The 21,522-nt window shown below is 71.4% G+C and carries 17 protein-coding genes, 1 pseudogene and 1 riboswitch; of the genes and pseudogenes, 7 read left to right on the top strand and 11 right to left on the bottom strand.

Annotation, left to right across the window (positions count from 1 at the left end; translation table 11 throughout):
• The first annotated feature begins 84 nt into the window (after nt 1–84).
• Nucleotides 85–714 carry a TetR/AcrR family transcriptional regulator gene (locus ACFYYF_RS11625; protein ID WP_388773965.1) on the top strand — a complete coding sequence of 210 codons (630 nt, stop codon included), beginning with the start codon at nt 85–87 and terminating at the stop codon, nt 712–714.
• Between the two features lie 147 nt (nt 715–861).
• Nucleotides 862–2,520, top strand: coding sequence for an acyl-CoA dehydrogenase family protein (locus tag ACFYYF_RS11620; protein ID WP_388773961.1), 1,659 nt, complete (start codon nt 862–864; stop codon nt 2,518–2,520).
• A gap of 230 nt (nt 2,521–2,750) precedes the next feature.
• On the opposite strand, the gene ACFYYF_RS11615 is transcribed toward ACFYYF_RS11620, so the two are convergent.
• On the bottom strand, nt 2,751–4,238 hold the full coding sequence (locus tag ACFYYF_RS11615; protein WP_388773959.1) for a long-chain fatty acid--CoA ligase: 1,488 nt from the start codon (nt 4,236–4,238) through the stop codon (nt 2,751–2,753).
• A 159-nt stretch (nt 4,239–4,397) separates the two neighbouring features.
• Between ACFYYF_RS11615 and ACFYYF_RS11610 the strand changes: the two genes are divergently transcribed.
• Both ACFYYF_RS11610 and ACFYYF_RS11605 read left to right on the top strand, forming a co-directional pair.
• Nucleotides 4,398–5,564 (top strand): PucR family transcriptional regulator, encoded by a 1,167-nt coding sequence (locus ACFYYF_RS11610; protein WP_388773957.1) that lies wholly within the window; start codon nt 4,398–4,400, stop codon nt 5,562–5,564.
• Nucleotides 5,565–5,700: 136 nt separating this feature from the next.
• Nucleotides 5,701–6,270: pseudogene (locus ACFYYF_RS11605) on the top strand (acetoacetate decarboxylase); the annotation flags it as partial.
• A gap of 53 nt (nt 6,271–6,323) precedes the next feature.
• On the opposite strand, the gene ACFYYF_RS11600 reads toward ACFYYF_RS11605, so the two are convergent.
• Nucleotides 6,324–7,574 carry an NADH:flavin oxidoreductase/NADH oxidase family protein gene (locus tag ACFYYF_RS11600; RefSeq protein ID WP_388773953.1) on the bottom strand — a complete coding sequence of 417 codons (1,251 nt, stop codon included), beginning with the start codon at nt 7,572–7,574 and terminating at the stop codon, nt 6,324–6,326.
• A gap of 93 nt (nt 7,575–7,667) precedes the next feature.
• On the opposite strand from ACFYYF_RS11600, the gene ACFYYF_RS11595 reads away from it, so the two are divergent.
• A complete protein-coding gene (locus ACFYYF_RS11595) occupies nt 7,668–8,279 on the top strand; it encodes a TetR/AcrR family transcriptional regulator (protein ID WP_388773951.1) in 612 nt (203 codons plus the stop codon).
• A gap of 78 nt (nt 8,280–8,357) precedes the next feature.
• Here ACFYYF_RS11595 and ACFYYF_RS11590 read toward each other — a convergent pair whose 3' ends face one another.
• The 4 genes from ACFYYF_RS11590 to icmF form a co-directional block, all read right to left on the bottom strand.
• Nucleotides 8,358–9,518: an NAD-dependent formate dehydrogenase gene (locus ACFYYF_RS11590; RefSeq protein ID WP_388773948.1), complete on the bottom strand. Its 1,161-nt coding sequence runs from the start codon at nt 9,516–9,518 to the stop codon at nt 8,358–8,360.
• A 102-nt stretch (nt 9,519–9,620) separates the two neighbouring features.
• Nucleotides 9,621–10,559, bottom strand: coding sequence for a LysR substrate-binding domain-containing protein (locus tag ACFYYF_RS11585; protein WP_388773946.1), 939 nt, complete (start codon nt 10,557–10,559; stop codon nt 9,621–9,623).
• A gap of 140 nt (nt 10,560–10,699) precedes the next feature.
• A complete protein-coding gene (locus ACFYYF_RS11580; protein ID WP_388773944.1) occupies nt 10,700–11,560 on the bottom strand; it encodes a 3-hydroxybutyryl-CoA dehydrogenase in 861 nt (286 codons plus the stop codon).
• A 75-nt stretch (nt 11,561–11,635) separates the two neighbouring features.
• The gene (gene icmF / locus ACFYYF_RS11575) at nt 11,636–14,887 is read right to left on the bottom strand and encodes a fused isobutyryl-CoA mutase/GTPase IcmF (RefSeq protein WP_388773942.1); all 3,252 of its coding nucleotides are present in this window, start codon (nt 14,885–14,887) and stop codon (nt 11,636–11,638) included.
• A 355-nt stretch (nt 14,888–15,242) separates the two neighbouring features.
• On the opposite strand from icmF, the gene ACFYYF_RS11570 reads away from it, so the two are divergent.
• Nucleotides 15,243–16,151: an ADP-ribosylglycohydrolase family protein gene (locus ACFYYF_RS11570; RefSeq protein WP_388773940.1), complete on the top strand. Its 909-nt coding sequence runs from the start codon at nt 15,243–15,245 to the stop codon at nt 16,149–16,151.
• A gap of 209 nt (nt 16,152–16,360) precedes the next feature.
• On the opposite strand, the gene ACFYYF_RS11565 is transcribed toward ACFYYF_RS11570, so the two are convergent.
• From ACFYYF_RS11565 to ACFYYF_RS11555, 3 genes are all read right to left on the bottom strand, one after another.
• On the bottom strand, nt 16,361–17,497 hold the full coding sequence (locus tag ACFYYF_RS11565) for an FAD-dependent oxidoreductase (RefSeq protein WP_388773938.1): 1,137 nt from the start codon (nt 17,495–17,497) through the stop codon (nt 16,361–16,363).
• Between the two features lie 340 nt (nt 17,498–17,837).
• Entirely contained in the window at nt 17,838–19,028 is a 1,191-nt protein-coding gene (locus ACFYYF_RS11560; protein WP_388773936.1) for an acyl-CoA dehydrogenase family protein, read from the bottom strand.
• 217 nt (nt 19,029–19,245) lie between these two features.
• Nucleotides 19,246–19,467, bottom strand: a complete 222-nt coding sequence (locus ACFYYF_RS11555) for a CbtB-domain containing protein (protein ID WP_361688033.1) — start codon at nt 19,465–19,467, stop codon at nt 19,246–19,248.
• Between the two features lie 62 nt (nt 19,468–19,529).
• A riboswitch (cobalamin riboswitch) is annotated at nt 19,530–19,620 on the bottom strand.
• 216 nt (nt 19,621–19,836) lie between these two features.
• Between ACFYYF_RS11555 and ACFYYF_RS11550 the strand changes: the two genes are divergently transcribed.
• A complete protein-coding gene (locus ACFYYF_RS11550; RefSeq protein ID WP_388773932.1) occupies nt 19,837–20,421 on the top strand; it encodes a histidine phosphatase family protein in 585 nt (194 codons plus the stop codon).
• A gap of 247 nt (nt 20,422–20,668) precedes the next feature.
• Here ACFYYF_RS11550 and ACFYYF_RS11545 read toward each other — a convergent pair whose 3' ends face one another.
• Nucleotides 20,669–21,043: a ferredoxin gene (locus ACFYYF_RS11545; protein ID WP_388773930.1), complete on the bottom strand. Its 375-nt coding sequence runs from the start codon at nt 21,041–21,043 to the stop codon at nt 20,669–20,671.
• A 50-nt stretch (nt 21,044–21,093) separates the two neighbouring features.
• On the bottom strand, nt 21,094–21,486 hold the full coding sequence (locus tag ACFYYF_RS11540) for a nuclear transport factor 2 family protein (RefSeq protein ID WP_388773927.1): 393 nt from the start codon (nt 21,484–21,486) through the stop codon (nt 21,094–21,096).
• Nucleotides 21,487–21,522 lie beyond the last annotated feature (36 nt).

The following is a 21,522-nucleotide window of genomic DNA, read 5'->3' as shown; positions in this document are numbered from 1 at the left end:
ACGCTCCGGGAGCGGTTCCCCCGACGCCCCTCGGAGGCAGAAAGGGCTCTGACGGGAAGCTCTGAATGGTGGTTCACTTCTTTCATGCCGTACCGCAAGACGCCTTCCGAGATCCGCCGGCTGGAAGCCGCGCGCGAGCACCTGGTCACCTGCGCCACCGCGGTCGTCGCCGAGGTGGGCTGGGCTCAGGCGTCGGTGACCGCGGTCGCCGACTCGGCCGGGATCTCGGCCGGCTCGGTCTACCAGCACTTCCCGTCCAAGGCGGCACTCGCCGTGGAGGTGTTCCGGCGCGCCGCCGGCCGCGAGGTGGAGGTGCTCGGCGAGGTGCTGGACGGCGAGGGCGACCCCGTCGACCGGCTCGCGCGCGGGATCGAGGTGTTCGCACGCCGGGCCCTGGAGAACCGCGGCCTGGCCTACGCGCTGCTCGCCGCCCCCGCCGAGGCCGCGGTGGGCGCCGAACGCCTCGCATTCCGGCGCCGCTACCGCGCGTTGTTCGCCGAGGTGGTGCGCCAGGGCATGGCGGCCGGTCTGCTGCCCGCCCAGAACGGCGAGATCACCGCGGCCGCGCTCACCGGCGCGATCGGCGAGGTTCTCGTGGACCCCCTCGGCGCCCCGTCCGGCCAGACCCCCGACGAACTCCTCGCGGAACTCACGGTCATGGCCCTGCGTTGCGCGGGCGCTCCCGCAGACCGGGGCACGTCCGAGGAACCCTAGAGGCGACGCCTCCGCCGCCGGGCCCAGCCGCGACCTCCCCGCGCTCCCCTGCTCCTCACGCCCTCTGATCCACACGCTGCTCTCGCCCCCCCTCGCTCCCTTCGCTCCTCCCGCTCCGCCCCGCCGACCGCACACCGGAGGTTCCGCATGACCGCGACCACCACGGCGCACAGTCGCCCCACCGCCGTGACCCACGAAGTGACCAACCAGGCACCGCCGTTGACGGGTCACGACGCCGCGGCCGACCCCGTGCTGCTCGAAGGCGTGAACCGCGAGGGGGCCTCCTGGCACCTCGACGACCTCCACCGGTTCGGCCGGTACGTCGGCAGCGCCGAGGCGCAGACCTGGGCGGACCAGGCCAACCGCCACGAGCCGGAACTGCGGACCCACGACCGCTACGGCCATCGTGTGGACGAGGTCGAGTTCCACCCCGCCTACCACGCGCTGATGGACGCCTCGGTGAGCGCGGGCCTCGCGGGCGCCGCCTGGGCCGACGAGCGCTCCGGCGCCCATGTCGCGCGGGCCGCGGGCTTCATGCTGGCGACGACACTGGAGGCGGGCCACCTGTGCCCCGTCTCCATGACGTACGCGGTGGTCCCCGCCCTGCGCCACTCCCCCGAACTGGCCAAGGTCTACGAGCCCTTGCTCACCAGCCGGGTCTACGAACCCGGACTGCGGACCCCGGCCGACAAGCCCGGTCTGCTCGCCGGGATGGGCATGACCGAGAAGCAGGGCGGCAGCGACGTACGCGCCAACACCACCACCGCGACCGAGCGGAGCGACGGCACCTGGCGGCTGCGCGGCCACAAGTGGTTCACGAGCGCCCCGATGAACGACCTGTTCCTCGTCCTCGCGCAGGCACCCGGCGGGCTCTCCTGCTTCCTGGTCCCGCGCGTGCTGCCCGACGGCCGCCGCAACACCTTCCGCGTCCAGCGGCTCAAGGACAAGCTCGGCAACCGCTCCAACGCCAGCAGCGAGCCCGAGTTCGACGACACCGTGGCCTGGCTCGTCGGCACCGAGGGCAAGGGTGTTCGCACCATCATCGAGATGGTGACCATGACCCGCCTGGACTGCGTGCTCGGCTCCGCCGCCGGTACCCGCGCGGCCCTCGCCCAGGCCGCCCATCACGCGCGGCACCGCTCCGCGTTCGGCGCCAAGCTGATCGACCAGCCGCTGATGCGCAACGTCCTCGCCGATCTGGCGCTGGAGTCGGAGGCCGCCACCACGCTCGCCCTGCGGCTGGCCGGCGCCGCGGACCGCGCCCAGCGCGGCGACGCCGGGGAGCGCGCCTTCCTGCGCCTGGCCACGGCCGTCGGCAAGTACTGGGTGTGCAAGCGCCAGCCCGCCGCGGTCGCCGAAGCCCTCGAATGCCTCGGCGGCAACGGCTACGACGAGGCGTCCGGCATGCCCCGGCTGTACCGCGAGGCCCCGCTCAACAGCATCTGGGAGGGCTCCGGCAACGTCAGCGCCCTCGACATGCTGCGGGCCCTCACGCGGGAGCCGGACTCGCTGGAGGCGTTCCGCGCGGAGATCGAGGCGGCGACCGGGGCCGACCCCCGATTCGACGCCGCCTGGGGGGAGTTGAAGGGGGAGCTCGTCCTCACGGAGGACGCTCCGCTGCGCGCCCGCCGGGTCGCCGAACGGGCCGCGCTCGTCCTCCAGGCGTCCCTGCTCGTCCGCCACGCACCACCGGCGGTGGCCGACGCCTTCTGCGCGTCACGGCTGGCCGGAGACCGGGGCCTGGCCTTCGGCACCCTGCCGTCCGGGACGGACTTCGCGGGGGTGCTGGAACGGCTTCCGGCCTGACGGCGCCCATGCCCGGAAGCGCCGGTCGGCGCCGGACGTCATTCGTACGTGCGAGCCTCCGTCTACCCCCGACGCCTCAAGGACGGTCAGCAGCAAGGGATTTCGTCACGCCGAGCCCGAGGCGGCTGCGCAGCCCCGCCCCACAACGGTGAGGCGGGCGCAGATTTCGTCACGCCGGGAACCCGGGTGCGCAGTCCGCGCCAGGGTTCCCGGCCCGTCGCGGCCGGTCGTCACTCCGCCGGTACGGTGATCTCCCTCTTGAGGATCTTGCCGCTGGGCCCCAGCGGCAGCTGGTCCACGAACCACACCCGCCGGGGGTACTTGTAGGCCGCCACACGGTCCTTGACGTACGTGCGCAGCTCGTCGGAGGTGGCCTGCGCGGCGTCCCGGAGGACGATCGCGGCCGCGACCTCCTCACCCAGGTCGGCGTGCGGGACGCCCACCACGGCGGCCAGGGCGACGGCCGGGTGCTCGTGGAGGACCTCCTCGATCTCGCGCGGGTAGACGTTGTAGCCACCCCGGATGATCATGTCCTTCTTGCGGTCGACGATGTACAGGTAGCCGTCCTCGTCCGCGCGCGCGAGGTCCCCGCTGCGCAGCCAGCCGTCGGGTATGGCGGCCGCCGTCTCCTCGGGGCGGTTCCAGTACCCCTTCATCACGTTCGGTCCCCGGACGGCCAGTTCGCCGATCTCGCCGGGGGCCACGTCCTGCCCGAGCTCGTCCAGGAGGCGTACCTCCACGTCACGGATGGGCGTGCCGATGGAACCCGCCTTGCGCGGCCGGTCGGGGTGGTTGAAGGTGACCACCGGGCTGGTCTCGGACATGCCGAAGCCCTCCAGCACAGCGCAGCCGAAACGCCGCTCGAAGCCGTGCAGGATCTCGACCGGCAGCGAGGCGCCGCCCGAGATGCACATGCGCAGCGTCGACACGTCCGCCTCCGAGGGGTGCTGGAGCAGCGCGGCGTACATGGTCGGCACCCCCTCGAAGTAGGTGGCGCGCTCGCGGGCGATGGCGTCCAGCACGGCCCCCGGCTCGAACCGGGGGATCAGGACGAGCGACGCGCCGCTGCGGACGGCCGCGCTCATCGTGCAGATCTGCCCGAAGATGTGGAACAGCGGCAGGCAGCCCACCACCACGTCGTCCGGCGTCATCCGCTGGATCTGGACGCTGTTGACCTCGGTGTTGTGCCGCAGGCCGGCGTGGGAGAGGACGGCGCCCTTGGGGCGGCCGGTGGTGCCCGAGGTGTACAGCAGGACGGCCATGTCCTCGCCGTCCGTCTCGACGACGCCGGAGAACGGTTCGTGGCCTGCGAGGGTCGTGGCGAACGCCGCCGGTTCGACGGCCGTGTGCCGCACCCCCGCCGCCTTCGCCCCCTGGGCGCCCTCGCCCGGCGCCTGATGCCACTCGAAGAGCCACACCGCGCCGGAATCGGTGAGGTGGTACTCCGTCTCCCTGGTCTTCAGAAGCGGGTTCATCGGCACCACGACCGCTCCGGCGCGCAGGACTCCGTAGTACAGGACGACGAACTCGGGCACGTTCGGCAGCATCAGGGCGACCCGGTCACCCGGCCGCACGCCCTCGGACCTGAGCAGGGCCGCGGCGCGCGCGGTCCGTTCGTCCAGCTCCGCATACGTGATGACCCGCTCCCCCAGGCGCAGCGCGGGACGCCCGGGCTGCCGCTGCGCCGTCTCCACGAGGAACCCTGCCAGATTGGCCATGCCCTGCCTCCATCACACGGAACATCGGATGTTTACATCGCCGACATCTTGCAGTCATACAAGGTCGTCATCTATGGGGCGCAGGACAGCGCTCGCGGCCCTGGATTGTTCCTGGGAACAATTCGTCGGCACTAAGCTGCGGAGATGGAGCTTTCGGGCGTGGCGGCAGCGCTTCAGGCCGGACTGCCGGAACTGGGCGAGCGGATGGCTCTGCGCATCCGCGCGGACGTCACGGCCTACCAGGACGAGTCCCTGATCCCGCTGGACTCGCTGCGCCATTCCTGCGAGGCCAACGCGGGCCTCATCCTCACCCACGTCCGCCTCGGCGGCACTCCGGACGCGAGTTCGGCGCACGAGACCGGCCGGCTCCGCGCGGAGCAGGGCGTCCCGCTGACGGACACACTCCACGCGTACCGGATCGGCTCGGAGCTGCTGTGGACGGAGATCCTCGCCGAGGCACGGAGGCACCCCGAGGTCACCGACGATCTGCTGGTGTCACAGTCCACCATGTTCTGGTCGCTGTCCGGCCTGTTCGCCGAGGCGGTGGCGGTGGCCTACCGGGAGACCGCGGCGGAACTGACCTCGCGGGGACAGGCGCGGCGCTCCGCCCTGGTGGAGGCGTTGTTCACGGGCATCATCACCGACCGCACGCTGTGGGAGGCCGCCCGCGAGCTGGGTCTGCCCGAGCACGGCCCGTACGCGGTCGCCGTCGCGGCGACGGGCACTCCGGGCGAGGAGCCGCTGGCGGGAGCCGAGGCGGCACTGCGCCAGGCCCATCTGCCCTCCGCCTGGCGCCTGTTGCCCGACGAACAACTTGCCCTGATCGCTCTGCCCACCGAGACGGCGGAGCGTACGTGCCTGCGCATCCTGCGCGACGCCCGCGCGCGCGTGGGGTTCAGCCCCGCCTTCCGTTCCCTGCGGGACACTCCGCGGGCCCTGCGCTTCGCCCGGCTGGCCCTGGCCGGACTGGAGGGCACCGCCCCGGGCGTGGCCCGCTTCGACGACAACCCGCTGGCCATGGTCGTGGCAGCGGCTCCCGCCGAGGCCGCTCACCTCGCGGAGGTGGTGCTCCGGCCCGTACTCGACCTGCCGGCCGGGGAGCGGACCCGCCTGCTGCGGACTCTGGAGCACTGGTTCGCAGCCACCGGCTCGGCCGCCGCCACGGCGCGGAACCTGTTCGTCCACCCCAACACCGTCCGCTACCGCCTGCGACGCGTCGAGGAACTGACGGGCCGCTCCCTCTCCGATCCGCGCGCACTTGCGGACATGGGGGCGGCACTCCTGGCCGTGCGCAGCCCGGGGGCGGGGACGACCTCCCGCGAGTAGATCCGGACGGGTGCCCTCGACAGCAACTACCGCCCCGCAAGGGCGCGTTCCACAGCGGCCCGTGGCCAGGTCGAGCGCACGCACTCCGCTCGGGAACGTCACCCAGGGACCTCACTCCATTGTTGACGGTGCTCACTGCGACATCGACTTCTACACCGAGGCGGCCGTCGGCATCGCCGTGAAGCCCGCACGGCATGGCGGGCTCGGCTTCCTCGACCTCGTGAGCGGCCTCAAGAACGAGCAGTTGGACTCCTACGTGCTGTCCCTGCCGGTGAGCACGGAGATCGCCCGGGTACGCGGCCACGACGGCTACGGCTTCCCCAAGTGGGTCACCGAGGTGGACGTGGACATCAACTCCGGCCGCACGACCGCGCGCGTCGCCAACGACGCCAACGACGCCGGAGGAGTCGATCTGTCGCTCCGGGCGAGAACGCCGAAGCAGACCGCCCGCCCGAGCGGCGAGCGCGTCAGCTCACTCACCTCGTACACGACGATCAACGGCGCGTGGCACTCCACCCTGAGCCAGACCAACGTACTGAACGCCGGTACGACGCGCGTCCCGCGTGACGTCACCCTCCAGGTCGGTAAGGGCCGCTTGGCGGACGACCTGCGCTCGCTCAAGCCGATCAGAACCATCCAGTTCGACGTCATGACCGAAGGCCAGCTCGCCCTGCACATGCCGGTCCCCATCTCGGTCCCGAACCGGATCGAGGGCGCAGGGCACCTTGCGGTCCCGGTCTCCTGGGCACGAGGGCGGGCTCACCCGACCGGGATGCCGCGCTCCTCGGCCAGCCAGGCACGGTAGCCGCGCAGGGCGACGCGCTGCCTGCGCAGTTCCGAGATCAGGGCGAACGCCGGATGAGTACCGGGCCGGGGTGCGGCACCGCGGGCGAGACGTCGCATCTGGTAGCGGACCCGAGCCATTCCGGCGGCCGAGGCGAGGGCCTTGTCGGACCAGGTCACCGGCTCCATCGCGCGGTCGGCCTCGCGGTGTTCCCTCCACCGGTCGGGGAGGTCGGGGGTGACGGCGAGCGCGGTGCCCATGCCGACGACCGCCACTCCGCTGTCGAGGACCCTCTCGGCGGTGGCGCGGCGCGTGATGCCGCCGGTGAGCATCAACGGCAGCGGGCTGGTCCTGACGAGGTCCTCGGCGAGGTCGAGGAAGTACGCCTCGCGGGCCTGCGTACGGTCGTCGGCGGGGCGGCCGGTCATCGCGGGGCTCTCGTAGCTGCCGCCGGACAGCTCCACCAGGTCGACTCCGAGCGGTTCGAGCATCCCGATGACCTGACGCGCGTCGTCAGCGTCGAATCCTCCGCGCTGGAAGTCGGCGGAGTTCAGCTTCACGGCAACGGCGAAGGAGGGGGACACGGCGGCGCGGACCGCGCGCACGACGTCGAGCAGCATCCGGGCACGGTTCTCCAGCGAGCCTCCCCACTGGTCGGTGCGCTTGTTGACCAGGGGAGAGAGGAACTGCGACAGGAGGTAGCCGTGCGCGGCATGGATCTCGACGCCGTCGAATCCGGCCTCCTCCGCCCGGTGGGCGGTGACGGCGAACCGGGTCACGGTGTCCGCGATCTGGCGCGCGGTCATGGCGGTCGGGCTGCCGAAGCGGCCGCTGTGCCTGCCCAGGGAGACACCGACGTCGGAGGGACCCCACACGACGCCGGGCATGTCGGACGTCACCTGACGGCCCGGGTGATTGATCTGCATCCACAGCGCGCCGCCGCCGGACTTGCCGGCCCGGGCCCACTCGACGAACGGCTCCAGCGGCGCGCGCTCGTCGAGCACGACTCCGGCGGGTCCGGTCAGCGCCTCGGCGTGCACCATGACGTTCCCGGTGATCAGCAGTCCGGTGCCGCCGGCGGCCCAGCGCCGGTACAGCGTGAACAACTGCTCGTCGGGAAGCTGGCCGGCTCCGGCCATGTTCTCCTCCATGGCCGCCTTGGCGATCCGGTTGCCGAGCACCTGCCCGGAACGCAGAGCCAGGGGCGAGAACAGTTCGCTGATCATCCGGTTTCCTCCTCCATGCCCATCCCTTACGATGTATGCACCATTCACATTAAGTCACGATGTGAGCGCTGCAAACATGAGAGAGTGTGACCTATGTCACAAACCGGCACGTACCACCACGGCGACCTGCGCGCTGCCTGCCTGCGTGCCGCGCGGGAACTGCTCGAGGAGGACGGGAGCGCCGGTCTGTCGCTGCGCGCGGTCGCCCGCCGCGCGGGGGTGTCGGCGACGGCTCCGTACCGCCACTACGCGGACCGGGACGCGCTCGTCTCCGCGGTCGCCGCCGAGGGGTACCGCGAGCTCGCCGAGCACTTGGCCGCGGTCCACCCCGCGCCCTCGACGCCCGACGACCTGGCCGCGGTCGCGGTCGTCTACGTGCGCTTCGCGCTCGATCACCCGGCCCTGTTCCGGGCGATGTTCGCCGAGCCCTGCGATCCGGCCAGCGAGGAACGGGTGGCCGCGACGGCGGTCATCCGCGAGTACGTCCAGGGCATCGTCCGCGACGCCTTCCCGGGCACGGACGACGCGGGCGCGCTGGCGACCACCGTCTGGGCCCTGGTCCACGGCCTGGCGTTCCTGCACCTCGACGGCAAGCTGGACAGCTCCACACCCGAGCTGGTCGCCCAGCAGGTCCGCGCTTCCGTACACGCCCTGTTCAGCGTGTCCACGGCACTGCCCCGGACCGCGGCGCCGACGGGAAAGTGACCGGACGCTTCGGCGGGAGCGAGCGTACGGCCGACGGACGACGGGAGGGGAGGCCACCGGACAGTGGCCTCCCGAGGTTCACTTGGTGACGGAGTAGGAGTGCGCGCCGGTTCCGGCCAACCCCCCGCCATCGGAGATCAGGTACTCGTCCCGGATCGGCCGGCCCGCGAACCAGGCCTCCAGGATCTCGCGGGTACCGGCCGCGTACCGGGCCTGCGCGGACAGCGACGAGCCCGAGATGTGCGGGGTCATGCCCTGGTGTGGCATGGTCCGCCAGGGGTGGTCGGCAGGTGCCGGCTGGGGGTACCAGACGTCGCCGGCGTAGCCCGCCAACTGCCCGCCACGCAGGGCGCGTTCCACTGCGTCCCGGTCGACGATCCTCGCCCGGGCGGTGTTGATGAGGTAGGCGCCGCGTTTCATCGTCGCCAGCAGGTCGTCGCCGAAGAGGCCTTCGGTCTCGGGGTGCAGGGGAGCGTTGATCGTGACGACGTCGCAGTGCGGGACCATCTCGGCGGCCGAGGCGTGGAAGACGAGCCCCAGTTCGCGCTCGACCTCCTCCGGCAGCCGGTGCCGGTCGGTGTAGTGCAGCATCACGTCGAAGGGGGCGAGACGGCGCAGGACCGCGAGACCGATCCGCCCGGCGGCCACCGTTCCGACGTGCATACCCTCCAAGTCGTACGAACGGGCCACGCAGTCGGCGATGTTCCAGCCGCCGTCGAGGACGACCTGATGGGACGGCAGGTAGTTGCGGACCAGGGACAGGGTCGTCATCACCACGTGTTCGGCGACGCTGATGCTGTTGCAGTACGTCACTTCGGCGACCGTCACCCCGTGCGCGATCGCCGCGTCGAGGTCGACGTGGTCGGAGCCGATGCCCGCGGTGACGGCCAGCTTCAGGTTCTTCGCGGCGGCGATCCGCTCCGCGGTCAGGTAGGCCGGCCAGAACGGCTGCGAGATCACCACGTCCGCGTCGGGCAGCTCGCGGTCGAAGACCGAGCCGTCGCCGTCCTTGTCGGAGGTGACGACGAGCGTGTGCCCGGCCTTCTCCAGGTAGGCGCGCAGGCCGAGTTCGCCCGAGACGCTGCCGAGCAGATGGCCGGGCGTGAAGTCGATCGCCTCGGGGGTGGGGGTGGTCTGGCCGACGGGGTAGTGGCCGACGGCGGGGAGGTCGTCGCGGGCGTACGTCGTCGGATATCCGTCGGTGGGGTCGTCGTACAGGACGCAGAGCACCTTGGCCATGTCGCGGCTCCTCAACTGGCGTTGCGGGAAGGTGCCGTTCACGATCCCCGGAGCCGTTCGCGCCGGTCAAAGCGAACCTCGCTATGCGCTCATAGCCGGCTCCTATGAGTCGCGCTCGCGCAGGAAGGAGCGCAGCAGCGTGTCGAGCGCGTCGCGGACGCCGGCCTCGCGCGCCACGGCGACGAGGGCTCCGGCGAGGACCGATTCGGGTTCGCTGCGCGCGACCACGAGCCCGACACAGGGTCCGTGGGCCGGTCCGGTCAGGGGCACGACGCGCATCCCCTCGGGCACCCCGAACATGTGGAGCCACGCGTGCGAGATCACGCTGAACCAACGGCCGCCGGGGAGATGGGCGTAGAGGCCGGCCACGCTGTCCGTCTCGATCGCGGGCGTGGCGGTGGCGCCGTCGGCGGCGAAGCACTCGTCGATGATCCGCCGGTTGCGCATCCGGGGCGAGAGCAGGCACAGCGGCAGGGTCGCGGCCTGCGCCCAGCGCACCGTGTCCGAGACGGCCAGTGGACCGTCGGCGGGGGTGAGGAGCATGTACCGCTCCTCGTAGAGCGGGAAGCGGCGGACGCGGCGCAGGGTGTCGTCGTCCAGGTACGTCATCGCCGCGTCCAGTCCGAACTCCGCCAGACCGTGGGTGATCTCCGCCGACGACAGCGATTCCAGGCTCACGCCAGCGCGCGGGTGGCGCTCGCAGAACGGGGTGGTCAGCAGGGAGGCGACCGGCAGCGCCGTCGGCACCACCCCCAGCCGCAGCGTGCCGGTCAGGCCGCCGCGCAGCGCCGACAACTCCTGGCGGAGCGCGTCCTGTTCGGCCAGGATCCGGTGCGCCCAGGCCAGCACCACCTCACCCTCGGGGGTCAGGCCCTCGTATTTCCTCCTCCCCCGCCGCACGATCGGCACTTCAAGGTCGTGTTCCAGGCGCCGTATCGCGGCGGACGGCGACGGCTGGGAGACGTAACAGAGCGCCGCCGCGCGGGCGAAGTGGCGCTCACGGGCGAGGGCGACGAGATACTCGAGCTGGCGCAGCAGCATGATCGTCCTCCACGACGGCAGTCTGCCTCCGGGCTCCGTGCTCCGTGCTCCGTGCTCCGTGCTCCGTGCTCCGTGCTCCGGGTGTACCGACGTACAGCATGGGCCGGAGTGAGGTCGCGCGGGACCGCGTACGCGGGTCGTCACGTCTCGTACTGGTAGAAGCCCCGGCCGCTCTTGCGTCCCCGCCAGCCCGCACCGACCATGCGCCGCAGCAGCGCGGGAGGGGCGTAGGTGGGCTCCTTGTACTCCTCGTACATCGACTCGGCGATCGCCTGCGCGGTGTCCAGGCCGATCAGGTCGAGCAGACGCAGCGGTCCCATGGGATGGGCGCGGCCCAGTTCCATGCCCCGGTCGATGTCCTCGGCGTCCGCCACTCCGCTCTCCAGCATGCGGACGGCCGCGAGGAGATAGGGGACGAGCAACGCGTTCACCACGAAGCCCGCGCGGTCGGGTGACCGCACCGTCTCCTTGCCCAGCCGTTCCCGGACGAACCCGCGAGCCCGGTCCAGGGTGTCCTTCCCGGTGGTCAGCGCCGGGATGAGTTCGACGAGTCTCTGGACCGGTACGGGGTTGAAGAAGTGGACGCCGAGCACCTGGGCGGGCCGACCGGTGGCGATGGCCAGGTCGATGACCGGGATCGAGGAGGTGTTCGTCGCGAGGATGGCCTCGGGATCGGCGACCGTCTTGTCGAGGGTCTTCATGATCTCGGTCTTGAGTTCGCGGTTCTCGGCGACGGCCTCGATCACGATCTGACGGTCGCTCATGTCACCGAGGTCGTCGGTGAAGGTGAGCCGGGCCAGGGCCTCGTCACGCGCCTGCTCGGAGAGCTTGCCGCGGCGCAGGCCGCGGTCGAGGGAGGCGAGGACACGTCCGCGGCCCGCCCGGACCGCGTCCGGTCCGGCCTCGGAGACCACGACGTCGAGACTGCTCAGCGCGGCGACTTCGGCGATGCCGGAACCCATGAGGCCGCAGCCGACGACGCCGACTCGGGAGATGGGCATGGCTGATTCCACAGGTGGTCCTTCGGCTCGGGTGGAGACGACGGCCGGCGGCGCGTGGCCGCCGGCCGCCGTGGGTCAGACGTTGCGTCGGTACTGGCCGCCGACCTCGAAGAAGGCCTCGGTGATCTGCTGGAGGGTGCACACCCGGGCGGCGTCCATCAGGACCTCGAACACGTTGTGCCCGCCGGTGGCCGCCTCCTTGAGGGCGGCGATCGCGGCCTGCGCGGGGTCGTGGTGCCGTCCCTGGAAGTCGACGACGCGCTCCAGCTGGGACTGCTTCTCCGCCTCCGTCGCCCGCGCGAGTTCGAGCGTGGTGGCGGCCTCACCCGAGGCGTGCGGGTTGCGGAAGGTGTTCACACCGATCAGGGGCAGCGTGCCGTCGTGCTTGCGCTGCTCGTACAGCATGGACTCGTCCTGGATGCGTCCGCGCTGGTATCCGGTCTCCATCGCGCCGAGCACACCGCCGCGTTCGCTGATCCGCTCGAACTCGGCGAGGACCGCCTCCTCGACCAGGTCGGTGAGCTCGTCGGTGACGAACGAACCCTGCAGGGGGTTCTCGTTCATGGCGAGGCCCCACTCGCGGTTGATGATGAGCTGGATGGCCAGCGCCCGGCGGACCGACTCCTCGGACGGCGTGGTCACGGCCTCGTCGTAGGCGTTGGTGTGGAGGCTGTTGCAGTTGTCGTAGATCGCGGTCAGCGCCTGGAGCGTGGTGCGGATGTCGTTGAAGTCCATCTCCTGGGCGTGCAGGGAGCGGCCCGAGGTCTGGACGTGGTACTTGAGCTTCTGGCTGCGCTCGTTCGCGCCGTAGCGCTCGCGCATCGCGACCGCCCAGATGCGACGGGCCACCCGGCCCAGCACCGTGTACTCCGGGTCCATCCCGTTGGAGAAGAAGAAGGACAGGTTGGGGGCGAAGTCGTCGATGTCCATGCCGCGGGCCAGGTAGGCCTCGACGTAGGTGAAGCCGTTGGCCAGGGTGAAGGCCAGCTGGCTGATGGGGTTCGCCCCCGCCTCGGCGATGTGGTAGCCGGAGATGGACACCGAGTAGAAGTTGCGGACCTGGTTCCGGATGAACCACTCCTGGATGTCGGCCATCATCCGCAGGCTGAACTCGGTGGAGAACAGGCAGGTGTTCTGGCCCTGGTCCTCCTTGAGGATGTCCGCCTGGACGGTGCCGCGCACGGTCGCCAGGGCGTGGGCACGCAGTCCGGCCGTCTCCTCGGCGGAGGGGTCGCGGCCCTCGGCGGCACGGAAGGACTCGATCTGCTGGTCGATCGCGGTGTTGAGGAAGAACGCCAGGATGGTCGGCGCGGGCCCGTTGATGGTCATCGAGACCGAGGTGGTGGGGGCGACCAGGTCGAAGCCGTCGTAGAGGGCCTTCATGTCGTCCAGGGTGGCGACCGAGACTCCGGAGGTGCCGACCTTGCCGTAGATGTCGGGGCGCTCGCCGGGGTCGCGGCCGTAGAGGGTGACGGAGTCGAAGGCCGTGGACAGCCGGGTGGCGGGCTGGCCCTCGGAGAGCAGCTTGAAGCGGCGGTTGGTGCGCTGCGGGTCGCCCTCGCCGGCGAACATCCGTGCCGGGTCCTCGCCTTCACGCTTGAACGGGAAGACGCCCGCGGTGAACGGGAAGTACCCGGGCAGGTTCTCCCGGCGCAGGAAGCCCAGCAGGTCGCCGGCGTCGGAGTAGCGCGGCAGGGCCACGCGGCGGACCTGGTTGCCGGACAGCGATTCCCGTGTCAGCGCGGTGCGCAGCTCGCGGTCGCGCACGCTGACCACCAACTCGTCGCCGGAGTATGCCTCCTTGGTCAGCGGCCACTGCTCCAGCAGCATCCGCGCCTCCGGCGCCAGGCGGTGCTCGGCCTGTTCCAGCAGCCCCTGCACGTCCGCGACCGGCAGTTCGGCGGCGGCCAACTGGGCGCAGACGGCCTCGAGTTGCTGGACGCGCCGCGCCTGCTGGGCCCAGCTCTCCGTCTCGGCGTGGTAGCGGCGCACGGTCTCGGCCGTCTCGGCCAGGTAGCGCACCCGGCTCGCCGGTACGATCTGCGCCGCGCCGCTGGAGTGACGTACCGTCACCTCGGGCAGGGCGCCCTCGCCCACCGCGAGGCCGTGACCGGCCAGCACATCGCGGAGCTTCTGGTAGAGAGCGGTCACGCCGTCGTCGTTGAAGGTGGCGGCGCTGGTGCCGAAGACCGGCATGTCCTCGGGACGGGAACCGAACGCCTCGCGGTTGCGCACCAGTTGACGGCCCACGTCGCGCAGGGCGTCGGCGGCGCCGCGCCGTTCGAACTTGTTGATCGCGACGACGTCGGCGAAGTCCAGCATGTCGATCTTCTCGAGCTGGGATGCGGCGCCGAACTCGGGCGTCATCACGTACAGCGACACGTCGACGTACGGGACGATCGCCGCGTCGCCCTGCCCGATGCCCGGCGTCTCCACGATCACCAGGTCGTACCCGGCGGCCTTGCACGCGCCGATGACGTCCGTCAGCGCCTGGGGCACCTCGCGGTCGCCACGGGTGGCGAGCGACCGGAAGTAGACCCGGTCGCCGTCCAGGCTGTTCATCCGGATCCGGTCGCCCAGCAGGGCGCCGCCACCGCGACGCCGGCTCGGGTCCACGGCGAGCACCGCCACCTTGAGCCGGTCCTTCTGGTCGGTGCGCAGCCGGCGGACCAGTTCGTCCGTCAGGGAGGACTTACCCGAGCCGCCGGTTCCCGTGATGCCCAGCACCGGCACGTTGCGTGCCAGCGCGGCCTCGCGCAGCACCGCGAGATCCGGCTCCTGAACGTACCCGGTCTCCAGACCGCTGATCGTGCGCGCCAGCGCGTGCCGGTCACCGGCCATCACCGCGGACGGCTCGCTCGGTGCCTGCCGCCACAGCGAGAGGTCGCACTCCTCGATCATCGAGTTGATCATTCCGGCCAGCCCGAGGCGCTGGCCGTCCTCCGGGGAGAAGATCTTGACGCCGGAACGGGCGAGCCGGTCGATCTCCTCCGGGACGATGACACCCCCGCCGCCGCCGAACACCTTCACATGCCCGGCGCCCGCCTCGCCGAGCAGCTTCACCAGGTACTCGAAGTACTCGATGTGGCCGCCCTGGTAGGAGGAGATGGCCACGCCGTGCGCGTCCTCCTCCAGCGCCGCGTCGACCACTTCCTGCACGGACCGGTTGTGCCCCAGGTGGATGACCTCGGCACCCTGCGCCTGGAGAATGCGGCGCATGATGTTGATGGCCGCGTCATGGCCGTCGAACAGCGCCGAGGCGGTGACGAAGCGGACGGGATGCTTGGCCCGGTACAGCGGGGTCGGGGCGGCGGTGGCCACGGACATGAGTCCTCCTGACGGAACTACGCGTCTGGGTACGGCGTCCCGGACCTTTCGGGTACACAGGTATCCCCAGTGTCACCATGCGTATAACTACTAGGACGTCCAAGTAAATGCCGCTCCCGCTCCGGGAACAAGTCCAGCCGGGCCCATGTGGCGCAGATCACCGCGACCTGAGACCGGCATCAGGGTCGCCGGCCGACCGGAACCGGCGACGCCGAATCCGGAACCCGGGCGCACGAAATCCAGACACACGGAATCCAGAGCGCACGGAATCCAGAGCGCACCCACGGCAGAATCCGGAACGCGGCCGCGCCGAAATCGAGTGCCGAGGACACCGTCGCCTTGTGATACTGCTCCGATGATCAACCTGCCTGCCGCCGCGCTGGACTCGCTCTCCGGGCTCGCCTTCGGTGACGCCTTCGGTGACCGCTGGTTCGGCATCCTGCGTCGCGAGGGCCCGGCGGCCCTGGAGGCGCGGACCCTGCCCCCGGAGCCGCTGTGGCGGTGGAGCGACGACACCGCCCAGGCGCTCGTCCTCGTCCGGGAGCTCGCCGCGGGCGGCGGCACCGTCGACCAGGACCGCCTCGCCCTGCGCCTGGCCGAGGCGTACGCCGACGACACGCACCGCGGCTACGGAGCCTCGATGCACGACGTGCTCCGCCGGATCGGCGCGGGCGAGCCCTGGCGGGAGGTGGTCGCCGGCCAGTTCGGCGGCCAGGGCTCCTGGGGCAACGGCGCGGCCATGCGCGTCGCCCCGCTGGGCGCCTGGCACGCCGCCGACCTCGACGCCGTCGCCGAGCAGGCCGCGCTCCAGAGCGCGGTCTCTCATCACCACCCGGAGGCCATCGCGGGGGCGGTGGCGGTAGCCCTCGCCGCGGCGCTGGCGACGCGGAGCCGGGGCGGGCCCGCGCCGTCGCGCCCGGACTTCCTCCAGGCCGTCGCCGCACACCTCCCCGACAGCGACGTCCGGTCCGGAATCCGGATCGCGGCCCGGATGTCGGCGGGCGCCTCAATCCGGCACGCGGCGGAGGTCCTGGGCTCCGGCTATCGCATGTCCGGCCCCGACACCGTCCCCTACGCCCTCTGGTGCGCGGCGGGACACCTCGACGACCTGCACGAGGGCCTGTGGTTCACGGTCGCCGGGCGCGGCGACATCGACACGACGTGCGCCATCGCGGGCGGGGTGATCGCCGCTCGTACGGGCGTCGCCGCACTCCCGGCGGCCTGGCACACGGCGCGTGAACCGCTGCCGCCGACCGCTGACTAGGTGGCACTGTGGTACGCCGCAGGTCACACCGCGTGCCGCCGTGGCCGGGCGCCACGGCGATCAGCCGGCCTTCTCCCCCGAGGCACGATGTAGCTCTCAAGGTCGAAGTAGCTCCCGAGGCTGATGTGGCCCCCGAGCCCGACGTGGTCCCCGAGGGTGACCGGGCGCGCCGGTGAAGAGGGCTGGGGGTGCCCTTCCTGGGGAACGGCTCAGCGGCTCGCGGGTCGCGGGCGTCCGAGCGCGAACCGGCTGGGCCCGGGCTCCCCTCGTACCAGCGCGGCCGCCAGCTCGCCGATGACCGACGCGAACTTGAAGCCGTGCCCGGAGAACCCTCCCAGCACGGTCACCGGGCCCTGCCGGTCGATGACGAAGTCGTGGTCGGGGGTGGTGGTGTACAGGCAGGTCACGGCCTCGGGCGCGGTGTGGTCCACGCCGGGGAGCCAGCGCTCGGCGTACGCCGAAAGCTCCCGAAGGATCGCGGCGTCCGGGGTGCGGTCGCGCCGGTCGGGGTCGACGACCGGGCCGACGCCGTGGAAGCCCGCCTTGACGCCGTCGGTGCTGCCGAGTCCGTACACCCCGTCCGCGGTGAGGCCGTCCACGGGCAGCGCGGCGCCCGGGTGGTGGATGTAGCTGGGCCAGTTGAGCGCGTCCGCCGCGGGGAAGTGGGCGGGCTGCTCCTGCGTGACACGCAGCACCGGTACGCCGCCGACCAGCGGAGCGGTACCGCCGCCCAGCATGCCGGGCGCCCAGCCGCCGACCGCGACCACGACCGCGTCGGCGCGCAGTTCCTCCTCCGTGTCCGTGACCACCCGGACCTCGGCGTCGCCGTGCACCGACAGCCCGGCCACCCGGACGCCGTGCCGGACCTCCGCGCCGTGTGCCCGCGCCGCCTGCTGGAAGGCGGTGACCGCATCGTCGGCGTGCAGGCGTCCGGCGTCCGGGTGGAAGACCGCGCCGGTGTCGGCGCGCAGCCCCGGCCAGCGCTCGGCGACCTCCTCCGGGACCAGCCGCTCGGCGGAGTGTCCGGCTGCGGTCAGCACCTCGTACAGGGCCTCGGTCGTGGCGGCCGGGCCGTGGTCGACGGCTCCGGTGAGGGTGAGCACCTGCCGTCCCGTCTCCTCCTCCAGCCGCCGCCACAGCGGAAGCGACCGCGCGGCGAGACCGACGTAGAAGGGGTCCGTGTAGGCCAGCCGGAAGATCCGCGAGGTGCCGTGCGAGCTGCCCCGGTCGTGGCCGGGCGGGAAGCGCTCCAGCAGGGTGACGCGGTCACCCCGGGCGGCAAGCCGCCACGCGGCGGACGAGCCCATGACCCCGCCACCGATGACGACGACTCGACGAGAAGACACGATGCGCGATCCTTTGGTGAACGACCCAGGCCGACCGCCCGGGCGCCCGGACCGACCGGGCGACATCGCGCCCGGACCGACCGGACACCCCGGACGCCCCGAAGTTTCCGGTGTGACCTGCAACTTTCTATCAGCCGTCAACCCAGGGCGAACCGACTGGGTCACCGCCGCCCGCTCGCGTCCCCTCCAGGGCAGCGAGAGGCGCAACCCCAACTGGGCCGTCACCGAAGGCGATGGGTTCTTCAAGCGGCGCCAGGGGGAATCGGGACGGCCTGCTAGGTCAACCGGCTCTTTGCCTCGCGCATCTTGAGATGCTGAAGCGGCTTCGTCGCAGGGACCGCTAGCGTCGCACCCGGGGCATTCCCAACCCGATCCACGAGATGATCTCCCGTTGGATCTCGTTGTTGCCGCCGCCGAAGGTGAAGATCACGGCCGAACGGTAGCCGCGTTCGAGTTCGCCGTGCAGGACGGCGCCGGCGGAGCCCTCCTTGAGGACGCCGGGGGCGGCGACGATCTCCATCAGCCAGGCGTACGCGTCCCGGCGGGCCTCGGAGCCGTACACCTTGACCGCGGAGGCGTCCTGCGGGGTGAGCGTGCCCTCCTGGACGGCGTTCACCATGCGCCAGTTGAGGAGTTTCATCGCGTCCAGCCGGGTGTGCGTGCGCGCGAGGTGGCGGCGTACCCAGGGGAGGTCGACAACGCGGCGGCCGTCGGCGAGCTTGGTCTCCATCGCCCAGCGCTGGACGTCGTACAGGGCGCGGATCGCCATGGTGCCGTGCGCGGCGAGGGTGACGCGCTCGTGGTTGAGCTGATTGGTGATCAGCCGCCAGCCCTTGTTCTCTTCGCCGACCCGGCGCGTGGCGGGAACACGGATGTTCTCGTAGTAGCTGGCGGTGGTGTCGTGCGAGGCGAGCGTGTTGATGATCGTGCACGAATAGCCGGGGTCGGAGGTCGGTACGAGGAGCATGGTGATGCCCTTGTGCGGCGGGGCGTCCGGATCGGTGCGCACCGCGAGCCACACCCAGTCGGCCGTGTCGCCGTTGGTCGTCCAGATCTTCTGCCCGTCGACCGTGTAGTGGCCGCTCTCCTCGTCGCCTTCCCGTACGGCCCTGGTACGGAGCGCGGCGAGGTCGGTCCCGGCGCCGGGTTCGCTGTAGCCGATCGCGAAGTCGATCTCGCCGGAGAGGATCTTCGGCAGGAAGTACGACTTCTGCTCCTCCGTACCGAACCGCATGATCGTCGGCCCCACGGTGTTGAGCGCCATCAGCGGCAACGGCACCCCGGCCTGGGCCGCCTCGTCGAAGAAGATGAACTGCTCCATCGGGCTCAGGCCCCGCCCGCCGTACTCCTTGGGCCAGCCGACCCCGAGCCAGCCGTCCGCGCCGAGGCGGCGGATCGTCTCGCGGTAGAAGCGCTTCTGCGCCGCGGGGTCGCCGTAGCGCGCGTAGGCGTTGTCCGGCACCAACTCGGCGAAGTAGAGACGAAGTTCGGTCCGCAACCGCTGCTGCTCCGGCGTGTATTCGAGATGCACGGCGCCTCCTGCCTCCCGGGCCCGACCTGACGGCGCACACCGTAGAACGTGTTCCAGAAATTGGGAATGCCGATGACAAGCAAATGCGCCGGTTCGGATGCCTCTGCGTTCGCACACGGACGAGGGGCGGGGCACGGTCACCCGTGCACCGCCCCTCATGCGGGCCGGGTTTCCCCGGCCGTCGCGGAATGCGTCGCTCGTACGTCCCCCGCGGCCGTCAGTGGCAGGGGAACCCGAGCAGGTGCCGGGCATCGTGGACCCATTCGTGAACGTTCTCGCCGGAGACGAGGGAGGTGGCGCCCTGTTCGGCGCCGACGAAGTAGAGCAGGACCAGCATCAGGATGCCGAAGAACGCCGCCCAGGGGACGATCGCGCCGATCGGCAGCTTGGCGGGAACGGCGGTGGGCGTGGCGGCGGGCTGAACGGCGGACTGCGCCATGGGGCAGAACCTCCTGGGGAACTCGCGTCCCATCTCGGTGGTGCACAGGACGACAGCCACGGGTCTGACTTGCCCGTGTCCGTCACCCCTGGCAGGAGTGGCATGTGCCGGGCTTACAGTGGCGCGACCGTGCCGGATTTCCACCGGGCTTCCGCCGAACCGTCGTCAATATCCATGTGACCGTACCGCGAAGCCGTCGGCCCGGCCAAGGGCGCATACCCCCGCACCGCGTGCGCCCCACCGTTCGGGGAGCATGGAAGCGGACGGCAAACTCCCTGGCCGGCCGGGGGGTTAGTCGGTCACCGTCCACGACGCACAAGCCCGGACCATGAAACTCGGTCCGGATCCACGACACATGAGAGCGATGGCATGACCAGCCGAGTGATCTTGATCTCCGCGGCGATCAGCGAGGCGCTGCGCGAGGCCCGCTTCGACGACGGGAGCCCGGTGGACGCCTCCGGTCTGCGGGCCGCTCGGGCCGCGGCCGACGCGGGCATCGTTCCCGCGGGCGGGCACCTGTGGGTGTCCCCCACCGTGCGGTGCCGGCAGACCGCCGAGGCCCTGGGGCTCGAAGGCGCGGTCGAGGCGCCGGAGTTGGCCCCTCTCGACGTGGGCCGCTGGCGCGGGGCGACGCTGGCCGAGGTGAGCGCGAAGGAGCCCGAGGCGGTGGCGCGCTGGCTCGCCGATCCGACGTCGGTACCGCACGACGGCGAGTCGGTGCGGACGTTCTGCGACCGGGTGGCGGAATACCTGGACGCGGCGGCCGGTCAGGACGGCCGAACCGTGGCCGTGGTGGAGCCAGAGGTCGTACGGGCCCTGGTGGTACGGGTGTTGGGGGCGCCGGAGACGGCGTTCTGGCGCGTGGACGTGCCACCGCTCACTGTCACGGAGTTGAGCGGGCGTGCGGGACGCTGGAACGTCCGCGCCGGACGCCCGCTTGTCGGGCCGGCTTGATCCGGGTGCCGATCGTCGGACCGGCGTGACCTTTTGGTGCCTTTCGTCGAGCCGCCCCAGCCGGGGCGGTCCGGGTTCTGTTCGCCGGACCGGTCTGGCGGGGGCGGCGGCTCGCGGCTTGAGGCGGGCATTGCGGTCATCCTGAGCGCCCCGGGGCCCGCCCCCGGACCAGCCGCCCCGGAGCTTGCCTCCGGGCTAACCAACCCGGACCCTCACTGCTCACAGCTCACAGCTCACTGCTCACAGCTCACAGCAGCGTGGCGATGAACTCCGCGCAGACCCGGGCACATTCACGGCACTTCCGCGCGGCGGCTTCTGACCCGGGGCAGGCGTCAAAAGCCTCGGCGCACTCCAGGCAGACGTCCCGGCACCACTCCAGCCGGGCGCGAAGCTCCCTGTCGCTCAGCCCCGGATGACGGGACAGCGCCTGACAGGTCGCCTCGCACACCTCCGCGCACAGAATGCCCGACCGCCGCGCGGCCTCCTGCTTCTTCGGTCCGTCGGGATCCATGAGGCTCGCACGCAGCATGGAGGTCTTCGCGCATTCGGCACACACCCGGGCGCACTCGAAGCGGTCCTCCAAGTACCGGAAGAGCTCCTGCTGTGAAGGCGTCGTCGTCACAACAGGCGGGTAGCCGGAGGGAGTCGGTTCAAACAGCGCGTAGCCGGGCCTCAGGCGCCGGCCGCCTCCCGGGAGATCTGCTCGAACTGCGCTCCCATGGCCTCCGAGAGCGCCTGCGCCGCCGACAACGGGCGCACCATCACCATGAGTTCGTCGATGCGACCGTCCTCGTCGAAGTGCAGGAAGTCGCAGCCGTTGATCTCCTTGTCGCCCACCTTGGCCGTGAAGACGAGCGCGTGGTCGCGGCCGTCGGCCCCGGCGATCTCACGGACGTAGCGGAAGTCGCTGAAGACGCGCCAGACGCCACGCAGGATGGCGGCGGTGATCGGCTTGCCCGGGTACGGCTTGAAGGCGACGGGGCTGGTGAACACGACGCCGTCGGCCAGCAGTTCCTCGACCGCGTCGAGGTCTCCGGCCTCCACGGCCTTGCGGAAGGAGTTCATTGCGCTTCCCGTCTCTCTTAGTCAATTAATTGATTA

This window comes from Streptomyces sp. NPDC001914 (assembly GCF_042891215.1).
Taxonomy (GTDB): domain Bacteria; phylum Actinomycetota; class Actinomycetes; order Streptomycetales; family Streptomycetaceae; genus Streptomyces.
The sequence above is the reverse complement of the archived record's forward strand: the minus strand, read 5'-3'. Positions and strand labels throughout refer to the sequence as shown.